19 protein-coding genes are annotated in these 21,640 nt (G+C 30.1%); 1 reads left to right on the forward strand and 18 read right to left on the reverse strand.

From position 1 onward, the window contains the following. The 11 genes from E0D87_RS07670 to E0D87_RS07720 form a co-directional block, all read right to left on the reverse strand. The gene (locus E0D87_RS07670; RefSeq protein WP_130820010.1) at positions 1–1,371 is read right to left on the reverse strand and encodes a zinc-binding metallopeptidase family protein; all 1,371 of its coding nucleotides are present in this window, start codon (positions 1,369–1,371) and stop codon (positions 1–3) included. A gap of 8 nt (positions 1,372–1,379) precedes the next feature. After that, a complete protein-coding gene (locus E0D87_RS07675) occupies positions 1,380–2,126 on the reverse strand; it encodes a peptidylprolyl isomerase (protein ID WP_130820011.1) in 747 nt (248 codons plus the stop codon). Beyond that, complete coding sequence (locus tag E0D87_RS07680) at positions 2,113–2,877, reverse strand: S1 RNA-binding domain-containing protein (RefSeq protein ID WP_207278284.1); 765 nt, start codon at positions 2,875–2,877, stop codon at positions 2,113–2,115. The genes E0D87_RS07675 and E0D87_RS07680 overlap by 14 nt, the downstream gene beginning before the upstream one ends. Positions 2,878–2,943: 66 nt before the next feature. After that, a complete protein-coding gene (locus E0D87_RS07685) occupies positions 2,944–3,789 on the reverse strand; it encodes a YitT family protein (RefSeq protein ID WP_130820012.1) in 846 nt (281 codons plus the stop codon). Positions 3,790–3,893: 104 nt separating this feature from the next. Next, complete coding sequence (locus E0D87_RS07690; RefSeq protein WP_130820013.1) at positions 3,894–4,790, reverse strand: kanamycin kinase; 897 nt, start codon at positions 4,788–4,790, stop codon at positions 3,894–3,896. A 1-nt stretch (position 4,791) separates the two neighbouring features. Next, complete coding sequence (gene ptsP / locus E0D87_RS07695) at positions 4,792–6,495, reverse strand: phosphoenolpyruvate--protein phosphotransferase (RefSeq protein ID WP_130820014.1); 1,704 nt, start codon at positions 6,493–6,495, stop codon at positions 4,792–4,794. A gap of 60 nt (positions 6,496–6,555) precedes the next feature. Further along, positions 6,556–6,816: an HPr family phosphocarrier protein gene (locus E0D87_RS07700; protein WP_004834366.1), complete on the reverse strand. Its 261-nt coding sequence runs from the start codon at positions 6,814–6,816 to the stop codon at positions 6,556–6,558. A gap of 78 nt (positions 6,817–6,894) precedes the next feature. Beyond that, on the reverse strand, positions 6,895–7,905 hold the full coding sequence (locus E0D87_RS07705) for a LacI family DNA-binding transcriptional regulator (protein WP_130820015.1): 1,011 nt from the start codon (positions 7,903–7,905) through the stop codon (positions 6,895–6,897). A 67-nt stretch (positions 7,906–7,972) separates the two neighbouring features. Next, entirely contained in the window at positions 7,973–8,416 is a 444-nt protein-coding gene (locus E0D87_RS07710; RefSeq protein ID WP_130820016.1) for a hypothetical protein, read from the reverse strand. A gap of 10 nt (positions 8,417–8,426) precedes the next feature. Continuing rightward, a complete protein-coding gene (locus E0D87_RS07715; protein WP_130820017.1) occupies positions 8,427–9,029 on the reverse strand; it encodes a YtxH domain-containing protein in 603 nt (200 codons plus the stop codon). Between the two features lie 285 nt (positions 9,030–9,314). After that, positions 9,315–10,154, reverse strand: a complete 840-nt coding sequence (locus tag E0D87_RS07720) for an RluA family pseudouridine synthase (protein ID WP_130820018.1) — start codon at positions 10,152–10,154, stop codon at positions 9,315–9,317. 49 nt (positions 10,155–10,203) lie between these two features. Here E0D87_RS07720 and E0D87_RS07725 point away from each other — a divergent pair, with 49 nt between their 5' ends. Then, entirely contained in the window at positions 10,204–10,989 is a 786-nt protein-coding gene (locus tag E0D87_RS07725) for an NAD(+)/NADH kinase (protein WP_130820019.1), read from the forward strand. A 1-nt stretch (position 10,990) separates the two neighbouring features. Here E0D87_RS07725 and E0D87_RS07730 read toward each other — a convergent pair whose 3' ends face one another. The 7 genes from E0D87_RS07730 to glgA form a co-directional block, all read right to left on the reverse strand. Continuing rightward, entirely contained in the window at positions 10,991–12,514 is a 1,524-nt protein-coding gene (locus tag E0D87_RS07730; protein ID WP_130820020.1) for a peptidoglycan D,D-transpeptidase FtsI family protein, read from the reverse strand. Further along, positions 12,504–13,766, reverse strand: a complete 1,263-nt coding sequence (locus E0D87_RS07735; RefSeq protein WP_130820021.1) for an FtsW/RodA/SpoVE family cell cycle protein — start codon at positions 13,764–13,766, stop codon at positions 12,504–12,506. The genes E0D87_RS07730 and E0D87_RS07735 overlap by 11 nt, the downstream gene beginning before the upstream one ends. Then, positions 13,759–14,262: an FHA domain-containing protein gene (locus E0D87_RS07740; protein WP_130820022.1), complete on the reverse strand. Its 504-nt coding sequence runs from the start codon at positions 14,260–14,262 to the stop codon at positions 13,759–13,761. Before E0D87_RS07740 ends, E0D87_RS07735 begins: the two co-directional genes overlap by 8 nt. Positions 14,263–14,365: 103 nt before the next feature. After that, positions 14,366–16,060: a phospho-sugar mutase gene (locus E0D87_RS07745; RefSeq protein ID WP_130820023.1), complete on the reverse strand. Its 1,695-nt coding sequence runs from the start codon at positions 16,058–16,060 to the stop codon at positions 14,366–14,368. Continuing rightward, positions 16,050–17,978 (reverse strand): type I pullulanase, encoded by a 1,929-nt coding sequence (pulA, locus tag E0D87_RS07750; RefSeq protein ID WP_130820024.1) that lies wholly within the window; start codon positions 17,976–17,978, stop codon positions 16,050–16,052. The genes E0D87_RS07745 and pulA overlap by 11 nt, the downstream gene beginning before the upstream one ends. After that, on the reverse strand, positions 17,971–20,226 hold the full coding sequence (locus E0D87_RS07755; RefSeq protein ID WP_130820025.1) for a glycogen/starch/alpha-glucan phosphorylase: 2,256 nt from the start codon (positions 20,224–20,226) through the stop codon (positions 17,971–17,973). Before E0D87_RS07755 ends, pulA begins: the two co-directional genes overlap by 8 nt. After that, a complete protein-coding gene (gene glgA, locus E0D87_RS07760; protein ID WP_004834528.1) occupies positions 20,207–21,640 on the reverse strand; it encodes a glycogen synthase GlgA in 1,434 nt (477 codons plus the stop codon). Before glgA ends, E0D87_RS07755 begins: the two co-directional genes overlap by 20 nt.

Consider the following 21,640-nt stretch of genomic DNA (forward strand, 5'->3'; position numbering starts at 1 on the left):
TTAATAAATTTTATTAAGTACTTTTTCAAGTAAATTTACAACTAAAAATAAGTCTTCAACACTTGAATAATATACATTATCTGCTTTCTTATATTTTACCCCAATTGATATGATTTTCACATTTAAGTCATTGAATATAATACTACTGTCTAGCGAATATTGGGTCTTTACAACATTTAATTCATCATTATTTATTTCACTATAAGCCGTTTTGAAAACGTCAGTCAAATAAGTATCTTTATTTTTCCATTTATCAATATGGAATTTCTCATTTAAAATAGAATTAGATATTGAAGAGGCGACATTTATTCTTTCAATCATAGAATTCATACTGTCTTCTGATAAAGATCTGAGTACTATAATTAAATTAACATGATTTTTAAGACTTCTAGCTGCCGCAAGATTACTTGAGCTAATAGTTTTATCATCAATTGAGTTTACAAAAAAGCTTCCCATTGGAATCAATTCAATAAATGATGCTAGATAATTAAACGATTCTTTGGTTATAGGATCTTTTTTCTTTGTATCTATTTTAGTTAGACTGAGTTTCATATCAGGCTCATACTTTAAGTTCTTTTCTAAACTCTCATTTTTAACTATCTCAAATATATTTAATAGATCCGCTTCATATTGTCTATCAACTACGAAATCTATATAAGACGTCGAAGGTATATACTCATATCTTTCACCGCCAACTAAAGAAACTATATCTATGTCTACTTTAGCTTTTATTTTTCTAATAATAGTTACCAAAAGCTTAATTGAATTTAATTTTACTTTATCTGACTCTTCTCCAGCATGTCCTCCACTTAAATCATGCAAGCTAATCCTGTAGCTACCAAATTCATATGCCGGTTTAAATCTTTCAACCTTTACTTGATTTAAGAAAAGTTTCAATGATGAAAACTCATCTGCTATGCAATTTGCTTGTCTTAAATTAAAGTTTATTACATTATCAGTCCTAAGTATATTAGCTACTGCATTGTATTTCATATCACACATGTCAATGTTGTTATGAGTTATAAGAACATCAAAGCTCTCATGGCTAAAATCTAATAAATAACAAATTAGAATGGATGAAATTATCAGGTTTATACTATATTCAGATTTTATTATTTCTTTATCATAATCTTCTATCGAAAAAGATAAGTTGTTTTTATTATAATCTATGTTTAAATGCAAGAGAGCCTTGGGTTTCTCGCCTTTTTTTATATAATAGCTATCATCAACATTAACAATATCAAGCTTTAAATCTCTTGCGGTATCTAATATTAAAGTCTCTATTAAATTACTGGATTTATTATTAGTATATTTTTCAGTGAGACCTTTTACATATTCGCTTAGATTATCTTTATCTGTTACATAATCCATAGCTTATCCTAGTAATATTTCTTTACTTCAATATCCTTTTTAATTTCGTCAAGCTTGTTTAGATAAGCCTCTTGTCTTTTAATCATTAAAACTCTTTGTTTAACTTGATCTTTAATTTCATCATATGAAGGAGTCTCGACATTTTCTATATTTTCGAGTTTAATCAAGTGATATCCGAACTGAGACTTAACAGGATCTGATATTTGACCGACTTCTATAGAATCTAAACCTTCTTGGAATTCTTTTACCATTACACCCTTAGGGAATTTACCTAGTGATCCTCCATTATCCTTAGATGGATCTATGGAATATTTCTTGGCTGCTTCAGAAAATTCTAGACCTTCGTCTATTTCTTTTTTGATTTTATTAGCTTCATCTAAATCTTTAACTAAAATATGGGATGCTTCATATAATAAAGGTGGATTCAAATTCTCTTTGTTTTTTTCATAATAAGCTTTTATTTCACTATCATCTAACTTAATTTCTTCAAAAATCTTGTGCATAGCATAATTCTTAAGCATATTATCTTTTACAGCTTCTAGCTCTTTCACAAAGTCTGTTTCTTCGTCAAGTTTCTTATCTACAGCATCTTTTAAAAGAATTTCTTGATTTACAATTTCATCGCAAAGAACTTTTATACCTTCTTCATTATTAAATCTTTGGCCATCTTCCATATTTGTCATTAGTTTATAAACATCTTGTGTATAAATTTTCTTGCCGTTTACTTCTGCTAGCAGTTTGTTATTTTCTGTCATTCTTACCTTCTTTCAATTCTATTCTATTATTATATATAACAATATCGTTATTTTTATAAAGTCTACCGATAGCTCTCTTGTATGCAGATTTGCTCATGTTAAATATTTTAAATATCTTATCAGGGGAAGATCTATCAGAAAGATAAACAACACCATCATTTTCATATAAATAATCTAGTATCCTATCACTATCAGCATCCATTTGTATATGAGCTCTTTGTCTTAAGGATAGTTCAATTTTTCCGTCTGATTTAACTTCTTTAACCCTTGCTTCAATGAGTTCACCTTCAATATGAACACCTCTTAGCTCATGGATTCTTAAAAGAGAATCATACTTATTATCTATTGCTATAAATGCTCCAATTGCCTTATTTATGGAATATATTCTTCCACTAACCTCATCATTTTCTTTGTATTCATGATCATTTGATAATAGATCTCTAATTTTTGAACTTAGATATACATACCCGGCATTATTTTCTTTTATTACTACAGGATATGTCATATCCATTAGAACCTTATATGTTCTTTCTTCAAAAGGCATAAATAAATTTCTATTATCACTAATTTTAAAATAAACACCTTTTTTATCAATATCAACTGCTGTCAATGACTCAATGCTTCCAACTTCATAGGGAAAATCTATACTAGCCCTAAGAACTTGATTTCTATCATGATATAAGACCGCATCAACTTTATCACCAATTTTTTTATCTTTGACAAGGACTTTGTCAATAACAGCATCCCCCATCTTTGTTTTCAGATAAGCTTTATTTTTATTAAATCTTTTTATACTAAACTCTTTAATTTTTTTCTCCTAATTCTCACTAAATTGGTCAAAGGTAAATCCTTCTCCCAATACTTCTGATACTTGATATGTGAATATAAACGCTTTTTTATCAACATTTATAATTTCTTCTCTAATTTTCGGATACATTCTAAACGGTGTAACAGTCATAACAACTTTTTTGTCATCATAAGAATATCCTCCCTCGGCCTTTAGCAAGGTGACACCTTTTTTATGTTTAGAAATTATTAATTTATTTATTTCTTCATATTTATCAGATATGACTAGTATAGCTATTTTTCTACCAAAACCTTGGATAAAGTAATCGATACCTATCGATTGAATCATAATCGTCAAAACAGCATATAGACCTAATTCTACTCCAAAAACAATCATTGATGAAATTACAACTACAAAATCAGCTAAAAACATCGATATATGTATTGGTATTCCTGTAAGTTTATTTAATACAGAAGCTATAAGATCTGTTCCGCCTGTAGATGAACCGTTATAGAAAACTATAGCCAATCCTAAACTCATTGTTATCGCACCAAATATAATATTGATTATTTTATCATTAGTTAAAATAACATTAGGAAAAACTCTCTCGAAGATAATTATAAACACGGATAAAATTAAGGAGGCAAATATGGATTTTTTAGCAAAATCAAACCCTAAAATTACAACACCCAAAGACATTATAAGGACGTTTAAAACTGCATTTGCAACACCTACCGAAAGCACTGGAAAGATATTTGATAGGACTACAGAAAATCCAGATACACCACCTGCTGCTATATCATGCTGTATCAAGAAAAAATATAAACCAGCAGAAATTAAAAAGGATCCGAAAAAAATCCATATATATTTCTTCATTTTATTCCTCCACTATCTATAGTAAAATGTTATCATAAATTAACTAGATATTCAATTTTAATAATATAAAAAGATGCCTAAGGAATCCTTAAGCATCTTTCGTACTATTGAGCCCAGCTAGGTATCAATTGATTAAAGTTATCATACATCTGCATGATAGCATCAATTTCATTTTCTTCTAGATTATGATCCTTTTCATGATCCTTCAAAACCTTATTGTAAAGTAAAATATAAGCTTGATATAAGCTTAAAAGTCTATAAAACTTTCTAGTTGGCTTATTATAATCAAAATATCCTTCTAGTACGCCTCTAGCAAAATCCGGATATTTTATTGCTAACTTATTTATATCTACAAAATCAAATACTCCATCTCCGTATATAATCTCTTTTACGGCTCTCAAATCGAGTTTATTTTCATCATATACTCTGATATTTTTTTCATTTATCTTGCCATAGATAAGATTTATTGGTGTATTTTTTGTAAGATGAATATTAGCTTCAATATAATCTATTAGGATATAGTCAGAATCTCCTATATTTTCAGATAAGCCATGGATATAGAAAAGATAGTTAGCTTTAGTTAAAAATTTCTTCTCCCAATCTACTGGTTCAGTTATTCTAGTTTGGTGTATATTTTTTAATATCTTACCAAAGCTTTCACCTATCCTAAAAGAATTTTCACAATTTGCTTTATCTAAAAACTCTTCTAACGATATTTCTTTTCTATATTCAAAAATTTTATAAGACTTATTTATATCTGGTAGTATCCCCTCTTCATAAATTAATAGAGGATCTAGACCAATTTTATCCAGACGATCTTGGATAAATTTCTCATTTGATATATTCTCATGATCATCCATATCATATAGTGACACAACATAATAATTTTCGTCAGTTGTTGTAACTTTTAATTTATTTTTAGAAATTTTTTCAACAGTTTTAATAATTTCTTTGTTAGAAAAAAAATCTGTATGTTTTAGGAAACCATAATCATCTTTCATTTTATTTATGCTCTTTTACAAGACTTTCTACTTCTTCAGTCGATTCGCAATCTATTGCTTTAGCAGCAAATTCAGATTCTTTATTTTGATCTGAGTTTATAATTGTATCTTTGATTTCTGCAATTTTAGCAGATGAACCAGAAAACTCATCTAAACCTAATCCCAATAATAGCTTAGTAGCTTCTGTATCTGAAGCAAAGGCTCCACACATACCTGTCCATTTGCCAGCTTCATGAGAAATATCAATAATATGTTTGATTGCTCTAAGGACAGCAGGGTTGTAATTTGAATATAAATCAGCTATATTTTCATTTCCTCTATCTACTGCCAAAGTATATTGAGTTAAGTCATTTGTTCCTATAGAGAAGAAGTCAGCGTATTTGATAAACTTGTCTGCCATGATTATTGAAGCAGAAGTTTCTACCATTATTCCGACATCGAGATCTTTATTGTAAGATATGCCTTCTTGGTCAAGCTCTTTTTTAATCTCTTCGATCATGTTTCTAGCTTCTTTAAGCTCATTTATATTTACTACAAATGGAATCATTATTTTTAGATTACCAAAAGCAGACGCTCTAACCAAAGCTCTAAGTTGATCTTTAAACATTTCTTTTTTATCTAAGCAAAGTCTAATAGCTCTGTATCCTAAAAATGGATTTTCTTCTTTAGGGAAATCAAAGTAATCAAGACCCTTATCTCCACCAATATCAAGAGTTCTAATAATTAGCGGTTTATCTCCAAGCATTTGTGTGGCTTCTTTATATACTTCGAATTGTTTTTCTTCGCTAGGAAATTCCGAACTTTGCATATATAAAAATTCAGTTCTAAATAATCCTACCCCATCACAACCATTTTCTATGGCAATTTTAAGGTCTTCTAAGTTACCAATATTAGCTGAAACTTCTATTTTCTTTCCATCTTTTGTAACAGCTTCTTTATCTTTTATTAGTTTAAGTCTTTCTTTCTTTTCTTTTTGTTCCTTGATTAGGGCAGTGTAATTGTCAATCTCTTCTTGGCTAGGATTTACAATTAATAAACCTTCATTTCCGTCAAGAATAGCTTTTTCTCCACCTTTGATTTTTGTAGAAATATCTCCAATACCAACAAGCGCAGGCATATCAAGGGTTTGAGCTATTATTGATGTGTGGCTAGTTTTACCACCTAGATCTGTTGCAAACCCAACTACGGCTTCTTTGTCCATATTTGAAGTATCTGATGGAGTCAATTCTTTTGAAATAACAATACTATTTTTATCAAGGTGAGCTAAATCTTTTGGTGTGATTTTCTTTAGCTTATACATTACTTGTAAGCCAATATCTTTATAATCGCTTGCACGCTCTCTAAGATAATCATCATCGATTTGACTCATTATCTCAACCATTTCTTTGATTGTTTCATCCAAAGCTAATTCAGAATTTTTAAGTTCATTTTTTATTTTTGATTCTATTGTATCTGTAAAATATGGGTCAGACAATAATTCAGTGTGAGCAGCTGCTATATTTTTTTGAGCTTCGCTTGCTCCTTCATTATTTGAAAGTTGGTCTATATAGGCATTTATAGAATCTTTTACCTTCTTAAACTCATCATCTGCTTCTTCTTCCCTTATTTTCCTATCATCAACTACTACTTCTTCTCTAGAAAATAGATATAAATTACCAATGGCAAGTCCTCCACTAGCTTTTATTCCTTCATATCTTTCAGTCATTATTAATTACTCCTTATTTTAAAAAAAGGATACTGTTAAGTATCCTTCTATTCAATCGTATTATTCAGATAAGTTATTGACAAATTCAACAAGTTCATCTGCAAATTTTTCTTCATCTTCACCTTCAACAACTAAAGTTATTTCAGTTCCTTTAGCTATTCCTAGGCTCATTACGTTGAAGATTGATTTAGCATTTGCTTCTTTGCCGTCTTTTATTATCTTAACCTCACCTGGGTAATTTTTAACGAATTGTACTAATGATGCAGCTGGTCTTGCGTGTAGGCCAGTTTCATTAGCTACTACTACTTTTCTTTCTGCCATATTCATGCCTCCTATTTTATTCTTATACTATTATTTTACTATATTTTTATAAATAAACAATAAGCTCTTAGCCTGCTATTATTTGATAGCCTTTGTAGATTCCCTTTTAATAATTTGACCGTCTATTATCCAATCATCTTCGAGAATATCCTCTTCTTCCTTGATTCTTTTAATCAAAGCTCTAATTGAAATTGCACCAATATCGTAATAAGGTATTGAAACTGTGCTTAGTTTTGGTCTATAAATACTTGCTATACTAGAATCACCAAATCCTGCTACAGATAAATCATCTGGTACAGAAATATTATTATCAATACAATAATTGATAAATCCGATAGCGACATTATCATTTACACAAGTTACAGCTGTTATGCCTTCTTTTTTGACGAAATGATACACTTTCTCACCAATATTATAGCCATCATCTGAACTAATGCCATCTGTTTCAATGATATAAGATTTTTTTTCATTATTAGAAATAGCTTCTCTATATCCATTTAGCATATTTTCATTTAAAATGTTATTTTCAGAATGGTTTATATATAAGATCTTTTCGTGTCCATCATCTATCAAACTCTCGACAAGTCTTTTAGCTTCTTCCTTGTAATCAACTTTTACGGATTTAACATTCTTGTATGTATGGTATTTATCAAGAAGTACAAAAGGAATTCTTCTATCCCTAAGTTTAACTAAAACTTCAGGAGAAATATTTTCAGTTATGATAACTAGACCTTCTACTTGCTTAGTAGCTAAAAAATCTATTGAATTTTCTAAAGCTTCTTCATCACCATATGAGCTAGATAGTAAAATATCGTACTTGTAAACTCTTCCTATTTCCTCTATACCTCTTATAAGTTGAGCCATATATTCTATACCTATGTCTTCAACTATAACACCCACTAGGTTTGACTTTCTCATTACAAGAGATCTAGCAAGTTCATTAGGTTTAAAGTCAAGTTTATTAATCGCATCAAGAACTTTTTTTCTAGCTTCTGGGCTAACTGGCTTTGAATTGTTCATAACTCTTGATACAGTTGATATAGATACTCCAGCAAGTTTTGCTACATCCTTTATTGTTGGTTGACCCATTTTCCCTCCTTTATCAATTATTATATTTTTATAAAATAATTAAGGCCATCAAATGATGACCTTAATCTTATCTACCTGATATTACATTTCTAGCTATATCAATTACATCCATAATTAATGTTGAGTAATCTGTAATAGAGGCAACTCCTGCTCCTAATGTATCAACACTATCAACAGCTGTTACTCCGACATAGTTTACAGTATCTCTAATATCGTCTGTTATGCTATTTACATTTGTCATAGTGTCATTAGCCTTAGCTATTGCCATCTTCAAATTAGGATCAGATGCTATTGTATTAACATTTGCTACAAGTGTATTTGCTTGATCTGCAAGCTCAGGCAACTTGTTTATTACTTGATCAAGATTAGTTGAATTCTTATCAAGTACTCCTTGGATTTTTTGTATTAGTGAATTTACATTCTTTAGTAGAAGAATCAAAAACACTAAAGCTACAATCCCTAGGATTGTTAATATTACATTTCCAAGAAGATTAAAGTTAATGGTTACCATTTAAATCTCCTTAGTTTTTCTTAGCTTTTTTATCTTCTTCTTTTACTTCTTTAGCTGTTTCTTTTGCTTCTTTTTTAGCTTCCTTAGCGCCTTCTTTTACATCATCAGCAGCTTTTTCAGCATCTTTCTTTACATCTTTTCCTGTTTCTTCAGCAACCTTTTTAGTTTCTTTAGCACCTTCTTTTACGATATCTTTTACATCGCTTGCTCCATCTTTTAAATTAGTTGCTGCAGATTTTGTAGCTTCTTTTACATTTTCTCCAGTTTCTTTAACAATCTCTGTTCCGTATTCGAAACCGTCTTTGATTGGTTGTAGATCTGTGTATGCTCTATACCTTAAATCTTCATAGCCATCTTTAGCAGTATCTACGGCATTGATAGCTCCATCTTTTACAGTATCTACTGTATCATTGAAAGCATCAACTATATCTTCTCTAGTTTCTTTTCCTGATTTTGGTGCTAATAATACTCCTGCAGTCACACCTAGTAGTGTTCCAAGAATTGCTCCTTGAGCTCTCATTCTGCTATCGTGATTTTTAGCTTTCCAAATTTCATATTTTACTTCTCTTTTTTTAGCTTTTGCTCTTTCTTCAATGTAATCTGATATTGACATATATACTCCTTTGTTATTTTTATCTTAGATTATTTATACCCATAACAACTAAAATAAAACTTATTTAAAAATAAATCCCAAGGGGGCCCTATTTTTAATACCTTCCCGTATGTGAAGGTGGGCAAGCTGTCTAAAATCTCTGACTTCCACTCTTTGGAGGCTTGTCATCGAAGTTAGAACTCCGCAATCCCTTATAGTAGTTGTAGGTTTAAATTTGGACCAAACACCTTAGGATGATTTTATTATATAATATGAAAAGGATTTATGCAAATTATATTGTTTTCATCATTCATCCCTAAAGCTTATGAAATTAGGATAATCAACTAGTTTGATGTTTTCCTCATCCTTGAAATTCCTAAATGATAACTTATATGAGTGAAGTAAAAATCTATCAAGATTTTTGTCTGACCCATAAAGTTTATCTCCAAATATTGGGTAGCCTAATGATGATAAACTTGCTCTTATTTGATGAGTCTTTCCTGTTAAAATTTGGCATTCCACAATAGTTCTATATTCAAGCAATTTCAATGATTTAAATATTGTTTTTGCTGTTTTGCCATCTTCACTAACTACATAAGATTTCGACTTTTCGTCATAGGCAAATTTTTCTTCGTACAACATATCTAAATCAGCATTAGGACCTACTATAGCAATATATTTCTTAATCATTTCATTATTTTCAATCTGTTTTTGATAAAAGGCATGAGCGTATTTATTTTTAGCTACTAGTATTAGCCCCGATGTATCCATATCTAACCTATTCACAAATCTAACTTTAGAATTTATGTTATTACTTTTAAAATAATAAGCTATATAATTTGCAAGACTTATTTGTCCTTTGGAGTTTACCGTAATATTTGGATCTTTACTGATAACCAAAGTATCCCTATCTTCATATATTATTTTCAAATTCCCTCTGACAGGCTCGTAGTCAATATTTTCATCTCTTATTATTACGAAAAGTTTATCTCCCGTCTTTAAATTTTTAGATTTTTCAGATAATTGATTATTTAATAAAAAACCTTCAGATAATATCTCTTCTATGCTTCTTTTAGAATATCCTTTGCTAAGAAGAAATTTTCTTACGGTTGTTTTTTCTGATAATTCATATTTTATATATCTCATTTTGAAACCTCTATGTTATAATATAGATATTATATGAGAGGTGGATTAAATGACAAATAAAGTTAATGTTTTTAAAAATAAATCAAAATTTTCTAAATCAGTATTTCAAAAATCTAAGAAGATAATGCAAAAATACGGATATACTTTTACTAATTCCTATGAAGATGATGCTGTATTAAACTTAGTTATAGGCGGCGATGGAACTTTTTTAAATGCAGTTCATTTGTCTAATTTTTCTGATATACCTTTTATTGGCATCAATACAGGACATTTGGGTTTTTACCAAGAAGTAGAAGTTAATATGATTGAAAATTTTATAAAATCTTTTGATAATAAAGACTATAGAATAGAAAATCTATCTATTTTAGAAGCTAGAATTAACAATAAAATCATTAATTCTATAAATGAAGTTGTAGTAAAGAGTGATAGAAATCAAATTATTAGATTAAAAGTATTTATTGATGGCAATTTCATAGAGGCATATTCTGGAGATGGATTAATTATATCAACCCCTCATGGTTCAACTGCTTACAACTTATCTGCAGGAGGCGCTATTCTCCACCAATCTTTAAACGGTTTTCAATTAACTCCAATAGCACCTGTATATTCAAATATGAATAAGTCTCTAAGGTGTCCTGTAGTACTTCCGAATGATGCTACAATTGATATAAATATTTCTAAAAGAGATAATTACCATACAGTTTTTATCTTTGATGGAAAAGAATATTCGAGCAAGGACTATAAGATAAGAATTGGTGTTTCTGATAGGAAAATAAAAAAACTTATTCTCAATAAAAATCACTACTGGACTAATATCAAGAATAAGTTAATGTAGTTTAATCTAAATTTACGTTTTCGTAAATGTCACTTATAATATCTCTCGCTATTGGAGCAGCTGTTTCTCCACCTGTATCATCACTATCTTCAACTACAAGTGCAATAGCAAGCTTTGGATTATATGCTGGCGCAAAACCTACAAACCATGCATCTAAGAGGCCATTGTTCTTGTCAGCTGTTCCAGTTTTTCCGGCAACTTGGATAGAATCCAAGTAAGCCTTGCTGCCAGTTCCTTCATTAACAACTGCAACCATTAGATCTCTAATATAGTTAGCATCTTCTGTGCTTGTAACTTCAGATAAAACTTCACTCTTTTTCTCTTCAATGATTTTACCATCCTCATCTACGACTTTTCTAACAAGTCTTGGCTTCATCATCTTTCCTTCATTTGCAATACTTGATGCAATCATTGCCATATGAAGTGGTGTAATTTCTGTCTTACCATAGCCAAAACCAGTCATAGCTAAGTCAACTTTATTAAGATCATCAAATGGTATTTTGGCATTATTTTTATCTAAATCAAAAGGATAATCCTTGTTTATCATAAACTTTTCTGCTAATTTTTTGAATTCTTCTTTTCCTAAATTATTTGTTTTAGATGCAAAATAAGTATTTACTGAATTTACAAAGGCCGACCTTAGATTAACCATTCCATACACTTGATCAGCAAAGTTTTTTATATCATAACCTTGTATTGTTTCAACTCCAGTATCATTATAAGAAGTATCCATTCCACTGGAAAGAATCCCTGTAGCTGTAACTATCTTAAAAGTGGATCCTGGTCTATATGAACCAGAGGTTGCCCTATTTACAAGAGGAGCATCTTCATTTTCTATCAGATATCCCCAATCTTCATCTAGTGAATTAGGATCAAAAGTAGGATTTGAAACTAGCGCTAATATATCTCCTGTGGTTGGGTCAATAACAACACAAGAACCTTTTATATCTTTCATATGATTATAAACAATATCTTGGATATTTTGATCCATCGTAAGTTCAACATCATAACCAGTATCATTCTTGACTACCATTTTTCTAAAATTAGAAAAGCCATCACCACTTAAGGCAAGTAGTTGTTTGTTATAAGTTTTTTCTATACCTGTTTTTCCATAAGTCTTAGATGAATAGCCTGTAATAGATGATGATACTGCGCCATAATTATAAACCCTGTATTGGGTTCCATCATAATCAGTTTCATTATAAGCTAGGATATTTCCGTTTCTATCTAATATATCTCCTCTTTTGATATGATCTTCATTAACCCAAAGTCTCCTGTTATGAGAGTCATTTTCTATATCTGCTCTTCTAAAAAGTTGGAAATAGACTAGATACAAGGCAAGTGTCATAAATAACGCTACAAAAAACACCATAACGAAAACCAATCTTTTATTAATTGTCGTCTTTGATAGAATATTTAATTGGTTATTTTCCTCAAGCCTGTTCTTTTCTTCAAGCTTTTTTATCCTATCTATTAGGCTTTCTCCATCTTTTCTTTTCTTACTAGTATCTTTATCATTCTTCATTTATTTCATCACCATATTTAACTTCCTCACCACAATATTGTAGGCAACCTAACAAGATAAATCCCGCTATCATGGATGATCCTCCTTGGCTTATGAAAGGTAAAGTAACACCTGTTAGGGGAATTAACTTTAAAACTCCACCCAAAATAATAAATGTTTGTAGAGCAAATAATATACCAATCACAAAAGCTAAGATAGAATAAAATTTATCTTTTTGTATCAAAGAGATTTTAATAGCCCTATAAACAAGGATCATAAACAAGAGTACAACAGCAATACCCATAAATATACCCATTTCCTCGCAAATAGCTGAGAATATAAAGTCTGATTCTGCTACTGGGATATAGTCTGGTCTGCCTAAACCTATACCGCTGCCAAATAATCCACCGCTTGCCATAGCAAACAAGGCTTGAGTTATCTGATATCCTGTAACATCTATATCTGACCAAGGATCCTTCCATGTTGCTACTCTTACCCTTACGTGACTAAATAGAAAATATGCCACTATTGAGCCTAATATCATGGCAAGCATATTTAATATTATGAGTTTTCTATCCTTATCATAAACAAATTGACTAAGAATCATTGTTCCAAAAAATATTAGAGCAGTTCCCAAATCTTTTTGTAAGAATAAGAATCCTATAAATATATACACTACTAAATTCATGTAATACTTACCAAATGGCTTTTTCGCATATTCGTTATAATGAGTATAAAAGCTTGCTATATAAAATGCTAGTGGTACTTTTATAAACTCTGAAGGTTGGATACTAATATTACCTATAAATATCCAGTTCTTGGCTCCTCCAAGGTATGACCCAAATACTAAAGTTATAAGAAATAGCAAGACAGAAATTCCAAAATATACTTTTGACAATTTATGCCAAGATTGATTTGACCTAAGAATTAAATATGTTACAAAAAACATAAGTAATCCAAACAAATAATACTGTAATTGCCTCTTTCCTAGAGCTGGATCAAGCCTATATATAATAGCTACCCCTATTGAAAATAGCATATTTACAATCATTAATAAAATAACGTCTGACTTACTAATCTTTCTTAGAATCATTGTTGAAACAATAGTTGATACTAAAAGTACCAAATAAGTTATAAAATCTGTTGTTTCTATACTTTCTATATTATAAATCAGTGCTAGAGATAAAGACAAAAACTCGAACATCAAAAGCAAAAATACTGCCTTTCTTTGAGATCTTTGTCTATTTACCACTAAATTTTTGAGCCTATTCATCTTCATCACCTTGGATAAACAGGAACTTCAAAGTTCCTATATTTATTAAGTCGTTTGACTTTAGCTCTATCGCATCTTCTATCTTTTCCCTATTAAGAAAAGTTCCATTAGCTGACTTTAAATCTTCTATAAAATATATCCCTTCATCTTCCACAATTCTCGCATGAAACTTTGATAGAAATTTATCTTTGATACAAATGCTATTCCTATCATCTCTGCCTATTGTATTGTCTGATGCTAGAAAATAGAATTCTTGCACATCAAAGGAAAATTTGTCGTCAACATTCAATAATTTTAGATATGTATCTGATTTTGATTCTTTTTTGAGGGTTGTTCTTACATCATAATATATTATTCTAATTATAGAATATATAAAGTAAAATACTATAAATACAAAAATATACTTTAATATTGTTGATAATAATTGATATAAAGTTAAACTTCCAAATACATTAACTGAAAATATTTTATCTATAACATTAAAAAAACCTTCCATTTTTTACTCCTTTTGATATATGTTATTTCATTTTTAGTAAAAGTGCAAGTATTTTAGAAAAGTAAAGAAAAAAGCTGCCAAATGGCAGCTTTAGAAAATAACTTTATTCGATAGAATCAATTATATCTTGCATAAATTTATTTATTTTTACAAGTTTGTCTTTAGATTCATCCATATCTTTGCCTATAGCATTGATATAAATTTTGATTTTTGGCTCTGTACCAGAAGGTCTAATAGCAAACCAAGAATCATCTTCTAAATAATATTTCAAAACATTAGATTTTGGAAGACCTGTATCATCATCTTGATAGTCTATTATATTTTTAACATTATAGTCGCATACTTCCTTGATAGGATTATTTCTAACTTGAGTCATGATTCTAGAAATTCTTTCTTGACCATCAAGTCCTTCAAGAACTATAGAAACAACCTCATTAGAATAGTAGCCATATTCATTAAATAACTCATCTATAACATCTAATAGACTCTTTCCTTGAGATTTATAATAAGCAGCCATTTCTGTAATCATCATTGCAGAGTTAACTGCGTCTTTATCTCTAACAAAATCTTTATAGTTGTAACCTATACTTTCCTCAAAGCCAAAAACAAATTTTCCGCTCTTATTTTCATCTAATTCGTTTGCAACAGCATAAATGTTTTTAAATCCTGTTAGTACATCATAAACCTTAACACCATATTTGTTAGCTATTGGTTTTACAAGGTCTGTTGATACTAGCGATTTAACAACCGCTGCATTTTCTGGAAGCTCTCCATTATCTTTTAGAGCTCCTAATATATAGTTTGTTAACAATGATCCAATTAGGTTTCCTGTCAAGAACTTATAATTTCCATCTTTATCTCTGACTTCTACAGCACATCTATCTGAGTCTGGATCAGTAGCAAGAAGCAGATCTGCTCCTACTTCTTTTCCTAAATTTTCAGAATATTTAAAGGCTTTTGGATCTTCTGGGTTAGGATATCCAACTGTTGTGAAGTCTGGATCTGGATTTTCTTGTTCTTTAACTACATTAATATTCTTAAATCCTCTTTCATCAAGAATTCTTCTTACCAATTTATTTCCTGCACCATTTAAAGGAGTATAAACTACGTTTATATCTTTATCAATTCCTTCATCATTTATAGTGCAGTCTAGTATTTCTTTGATGTAATCTTCTATTAGCTTGTCATCTACATATTCTATAATGCCATCTTTGAGACCTTCTTCAAAGTCAACTCTTGGAATTTCGAAAAAGTCTGGGTGCTCAGCAATGTGACCTAATATTTTATCAGCTGTTTCATCTAGAATTTGACTTCCTTCGTGATTGTATGCTTTGTAACCATTGTATTCTCTTGGATTGTGGCTTGCTGTTACCATTACACCAGCAACATTTCCTAGTTTTCTTATAGTGTAAGAACAAACTGGTGTTGGTTGGATTTCTTTATGAATGTAGACTTTGATTCCATTAGCTGCAAATACTTCAGCAGCAATTTTTGCAAATTCTTCTGACATATGTCTAACATCATAAGCTATGGCAACGCCTTTATTTTTAGCTTCTTCGCCACCTTCAGCTATAGTATCAGCAAAACCTTGAGTTGCTTGAGCTACATTGTAGATATTCATTCTGTTTGTACCTGCGCCAAGCTTACCACGTAGTCCTGCTGTACCAAATTTAAGGGATTGGTGGAATCTATCTTTTATCTCTTCCTCATCATCCTTAATGCTTAATAGATCTTTCTTAGTTTCTTCGTCGAATCTATCATCTTCAAGCCACTTTTTATAAGTATCTTTATAGTCCATTTCTTTCTCCTAACTTATACACATTTACCGATCTTTCTTCTAAAATTAATCCTTGATCATTATCTACTTCTACTTCATTTATACCCTTTTTAGAGAATATATTTATTAATTTATAAGCCTTCTTTGAAAAGAGCTTATCTAATTTATTTTTGTCTATATTTGATCTATGACTATTGGCATTAATCGCCACCAAGTAAATTTGGTCTTCATCTTCTAATTTATATAGTATTTTGCTATCATCAATATCATCCATAAAAGTCAACGCTCTCCTAATATCTTTAGGATGTATATATCTTAATACTTTCATGGATTTTCTAAGTTCTATAAGGTCTCTAGTGTATGTGAAAATATCGTAATTTTCAAGTTTTTTATCCCATTTTATAGAATTGATTTTTAGGGGTGATCTATATGAATTTGCTTCATTATTCTTTGTTTGGTTAAACTCATTTCCCTCGTAAATAAAAGGCTTTCCAAAAGATAGAAATATTATACTAAGAGCCATTTTCACATAATCATCTATATTTGTTTCTCGATTTAAAGAAATAGCAAGTTTGTCGTATAAAATCAAGTTATCGTGACAGTTGAAATAATTAATTGATTCACTCGCCTTATCAGCAAAGCCATATCTTTTATTGTCATAAGCTATTGATCCAGCTATTCCTGTTTCAATAGCAGTTTTTTTAGAAAATACTCCTTGGATATATCCTCTTTCATAACCATTGACATCTCCTTTTATAGCATCTCTAAAATCGTCATTGAAAACACCAAAACCGTTTGATCTTTGTGATCCTTTTAAAATTTGCTTATCCAAAGGCAAAGGAGATGAAAAAGCCATCCAAGGTTCCCCATAGATTATTATGTTAGGATTTATTTTACTTAGCTCTTTTAGGGCGATTTTTATAGTATCAATATCTACCAAGGCCATTAAATCAAATCTAAATCCATCTATCTTGTATTCTTTCACCCAATGGATCAAAGAATCTACTATCAATTTCCTTACAAATGCTTTTTCGCTACATACTTCATTGCCAACTCCAGATCCATTAGCAAAACTACCGTCCTCATTTCTTCTATGATAATATCCTTTGGCAAGGGTATCCAAATTAGAATCATATGATTTAAAGGTATGATTATAGACCACATCCATTATTACAGAAATATTATTTTCATGAAATGATTTAACCATTTCTTTAACTTCCACTATTCTTGATAGTGGATTGTAGGGATCTGTTGAATATGAGCCTTCTGGGGCGAAGTACAGTTCTGGATCGTAACCCCAATTATAGTTATCATCATCGAAGAAGTGGCCATTATCTTCATCAACAGAGATAAAATCATAAATTGGCAAAAGCTGAACATGAGTTACACCCAATTCTTTTATATTATCTAGTCCAGTCTTTCTTTCTTTATACTTTGTTCCACCTTCTGTCAGTCCTAAGAATTTACCTCTATTTACGACACCACTTGTTTGATCAGCGGTGTAATTTTTAACTGACATTTCATATATTATAGCATCTTCTTCTTTATTTTCTGTAAGAGCTTGCTCTCTAAAGCCAACAGGGTCTGTCTTTGTCATATCAACTACGACAGAACTTATACTGTTAATTGACGATGTAAATGAATACGGATCTGTAACTTCATATTTACCATCTACCAGATAATTATAGAAATATCCTTCATAATCGCCTTGAAGAGTTATCTCACAAATTCCTATATCATTCCTTATCATTTCGTAGGAATCTTTTCTTGTTTTTTTATAATTATCAGTTATCAATAGCTCTACTGTATCAGCATATGGAGCAAAAACTCTAAATGTTGTCTTATCCTTGCTATAGATAGCTCCTAGTTTTTCATTTTTTATTTCATCATAACTGAGTGTTTCTATTCTTTTTCTATAGGATATTTTTGTATCAGTCATCTATACCATTCCTTATAATTTTATTATCTAATCTAAAATTATTAGCCCATAGTATATTATCGATTTCATTTCTGACCCAATTTTCTTTATCTAAATAATCAAGTTCTCTCTTATTTCTCGTTTCTATTAGATTATTAAGATCTTTAAATATTCTAAACGAGTCATTATACATCATTATTTGGTCATACATCTGTTTAAAATCGTATGGGAAATTTTCATAACTTTCTCTTATTAGATTTTCTACTGTGTATTTTACCATATCATTTGAATAGTAGAAATCATTCGCATTGTATAAATCATTTACATTAGATTTTACAATATCATCATAAGACTCACCTATGGTGTAGAATGAATTATCTCCTTCAATATTCTGACTTATGCCGCCCCTACTCGTTACAATATTTGACATATTGAAAGCTGCATTTAACATATTAAAATCCTGATTATCTAAAGTAGATAATGTTAGGTTGTTATATACGTCTAAAGATTTAAGGATTATTTTTGACTTATGAATATCTATATCTTCAATAAATACTATTTTTATCTTTTCTCTGATTATTTTATCCTTATCTATCATTTTCTTTAATGCTAAAATGAATTTGATAGTTTCCTTTGCCATGAAATATCCTTCATTGGCTTTTCCAGAGAAAATGTATGTGGTAGAAACATCTCTTAGGTTAGCATTTGTTTTAAGTAAATAATATCTGTAGGCAATTGCTAAAGCATTTAGAATTTGCCTTTTTCCTTCATGAAAGATTGATAACTGAACATCAAAGATTGAATATGGATTAATAGGTTCATTAGAAAGCTCAATTAGTTTCTTTTTATTAATAAATTTAGCTTCTTCTACTTTATCTATAAAGTAATTATTATCTTTTAGGTCATTTAACTTATTTATCTGATCATAAGAACTAGAATCAATTCCAAATTCCTTAAATACTTCCATTAATTGAATATTGTTTTTATCTAAATATAACAACCTATCAGTTCCAAAATTTGTATACGATAGAGTTCTCTTAGATGATCTATTATTTTTCAGAATTTTGGATAGATAAATGTATTCATTAGACAAGGCCATATTGATGTTTTTAAACATAACATAGCCATTTTTTATAAGAACTGAATCAATATTATCTAATTTCAATGCTTCTTGAATATTTAGTATAGTATCTAATATATCAGGATTTACCCTCTTTACCATTTCTACAGGGTAGGCTTCTAGGCTATCATCAGTTATAGAAAATGCAATGTGTTCGAATACACTTCTAGTAATATCTATAGACTTTCTAATATCTAAATTAAAGTCTCTAGTTAAAATTCTTATAAATTCAATTAGAGCAAGAGTAGGATGGATATCATTTACTATTATCTTTATCCTCTTATCAATTTTATCTATAGAACAATATCTATTCTTATATCTTTTGAAAATATCCCTAACAGCACTAGCTGAATAAAAATATTCTTGCTTTAATCTCAAAAGTTTTCCATCATAGGAAGAATCATCTAAATATAAAAATTGGTTTATAGAACTTGTAGAAATATATTCGTCGTAGGCTTTTAAAATATCTCCCCTAGCAAAGTCACTATAGCTAACGGCCTTTGTAGGTTCTGATTGGAACAGTCTAAGGCTAGTGACAAAATCAGCTTTATTACTTAAAATTGGGATATCATAAGCTATTGACTTATGTTTTCGTCCATCTATATTTATTTCATAAGAAAATCCCTTTTTGTGCTCCCAATTGTTACCTTCTTCAAGCCAATATTCTGAATATTCAACTTGCCTACCATCTACAATCTTCTGCTTCAAATCTCCATTTTCGTAGCGTAGAGCATAGGCAACAGATCTAATATTTTTATTAGCAAGCTCACTTATTAAATAACTTGAACCTATACCAATATCTCCAAGCCCTAAATTAGCTTCTTTTTCAAAATCAATTATCTCATCATAGGAAAATCCAATCTTATCTAAAGTTTCCCTAACTTCTTTCTCTTTTCCTAATCTAGCTATATTCCTTTCGATAAATTTACCTGGCAAGTATTCAAAGCTTAATACGTATACTTCAAAATCATCATCGTTTGACTTGCTATAAACCCACTTCTTGCCGATATCTTCCATCAAGGCTCTACAGAGACAATCATATACTTCGTTTATTCTTGCATTTTTTATATCTTTAGCATAAAAAGAATACAAAAATATTTGTATTCTTTCTAGTAAATTTGTTTCATTATTAGTTTGCTTTAATTTCATTGTATAAATCTAAATATCTTTCGCCTGATTTTTCCCAATCATTGTTCTCATTCATTGCATTTACAACGAGTTTTTCGTAAGCATCTTTGTCTTCTTTGTAAATCTTAAGAGCATTTTTGATGCAGAATAGAAGCTCATGGGCATTTATATTGGCAAAAGAAAATCCAGTTCCTTCTCCTGTAAATTCATTATAGGCTGTAACGGTATCTTTTAGTCCTCCAGCCTCTCTTACTATAGGTAAAGATCCATATCTCATTGCGATTAGCTGACTTATACCACAAGGCTCTGACACACTAGGCATCAAGTAAAAGTCGCTTGCTGCGTATATCTTGTGGCTTTCTTCTCCACTATAGTACATTCTTGCAGCTAATTTGTCAGGATATTTCCATTCAAAATACTTAAACATCTCCTCGTAAGTATAATCGCCAGTTCCTAATACAACGAATTGTATATCTTCTTGTAATAATTCATCTAAGATATATCTAACTAAGTCAAGACCTTTCATTTCTGTAAGTCTTGAACATATTCCAATTAATGGAACATCACTTCTTTCTGGTAGACCATAAGCTTTTTGTAATTCTAACTTATTATCTTTTTTCTTATCTATAGAATTGACATCGTAATTTTCCACTAACAACCCATCTGTTTTAGGATTCCATATATCAAAATCAATACCATTTACTATCCCTGAAAGTTTATTAGAATACTTTCTAATAATACCATCTAACCCTTCTCCATAGAATGGATATTGTATTTCTCTAGCATAATTCTCAGAGACTGTATTTACAGCGGTTGCATGAATAATTCCACCTTTAACAAAGTTAATTGCTTCATAGTATTTTAAGTCATTTTCGTTAAAGTAAGATCCATCAAGTCCTGCAAGTCTTAGGTTGTCCGCACCAAATACTCCTTGATATTTTAGGTTATGGATGGTAAACAAGGTTCTGATATCTTCGAAATATGAGTCGCCTTTTCTAAAATCATTGACAAAAACATTTACCATTGCAGTATGCCAATCATTAGAATGAATAATATCTGGCTTAAAATTAATTTCTTTACCTAATAGGGTACAAGCCTTGGAGAAAAATATAAATCTTTCGGCATCGTCGTCGAATCCATATGATCCATCACGATTAAAATATTCCATATTATCTATAAAATAGAAAATAACTCCGTCCCATTTTAAGTAATAGACACCAGCATACTGATGCTTCCAATCCAAGTCCACATAAAACTCGGTGACTTTTTCCATTTTTTGTTTATATTTATCATCAATTGATTTATACAAAGGTAAAACAACTCTACAGTCAACTCCCTTTTTTACAAGTTCTTTAGGTAAGGCCCCAGCAACATCTGCAAGACCTCCTGTTTTTATAAATGGAACTGCTTCACCAGTTAGAAAAAGAACGTTCAT

The sequence above is a fragment of the Anaerococcus vaginimassiliensis genome (assembly GCF_900626155.1).
In the GTDB taxonomy this organism is placed as follows: domain Bacteria; phylum Bacillota; class Clostridia; order Tissierellales; family Peptoniphilaceae; genus Anaerococcus; species Anaerococcus vaginimassiliensis.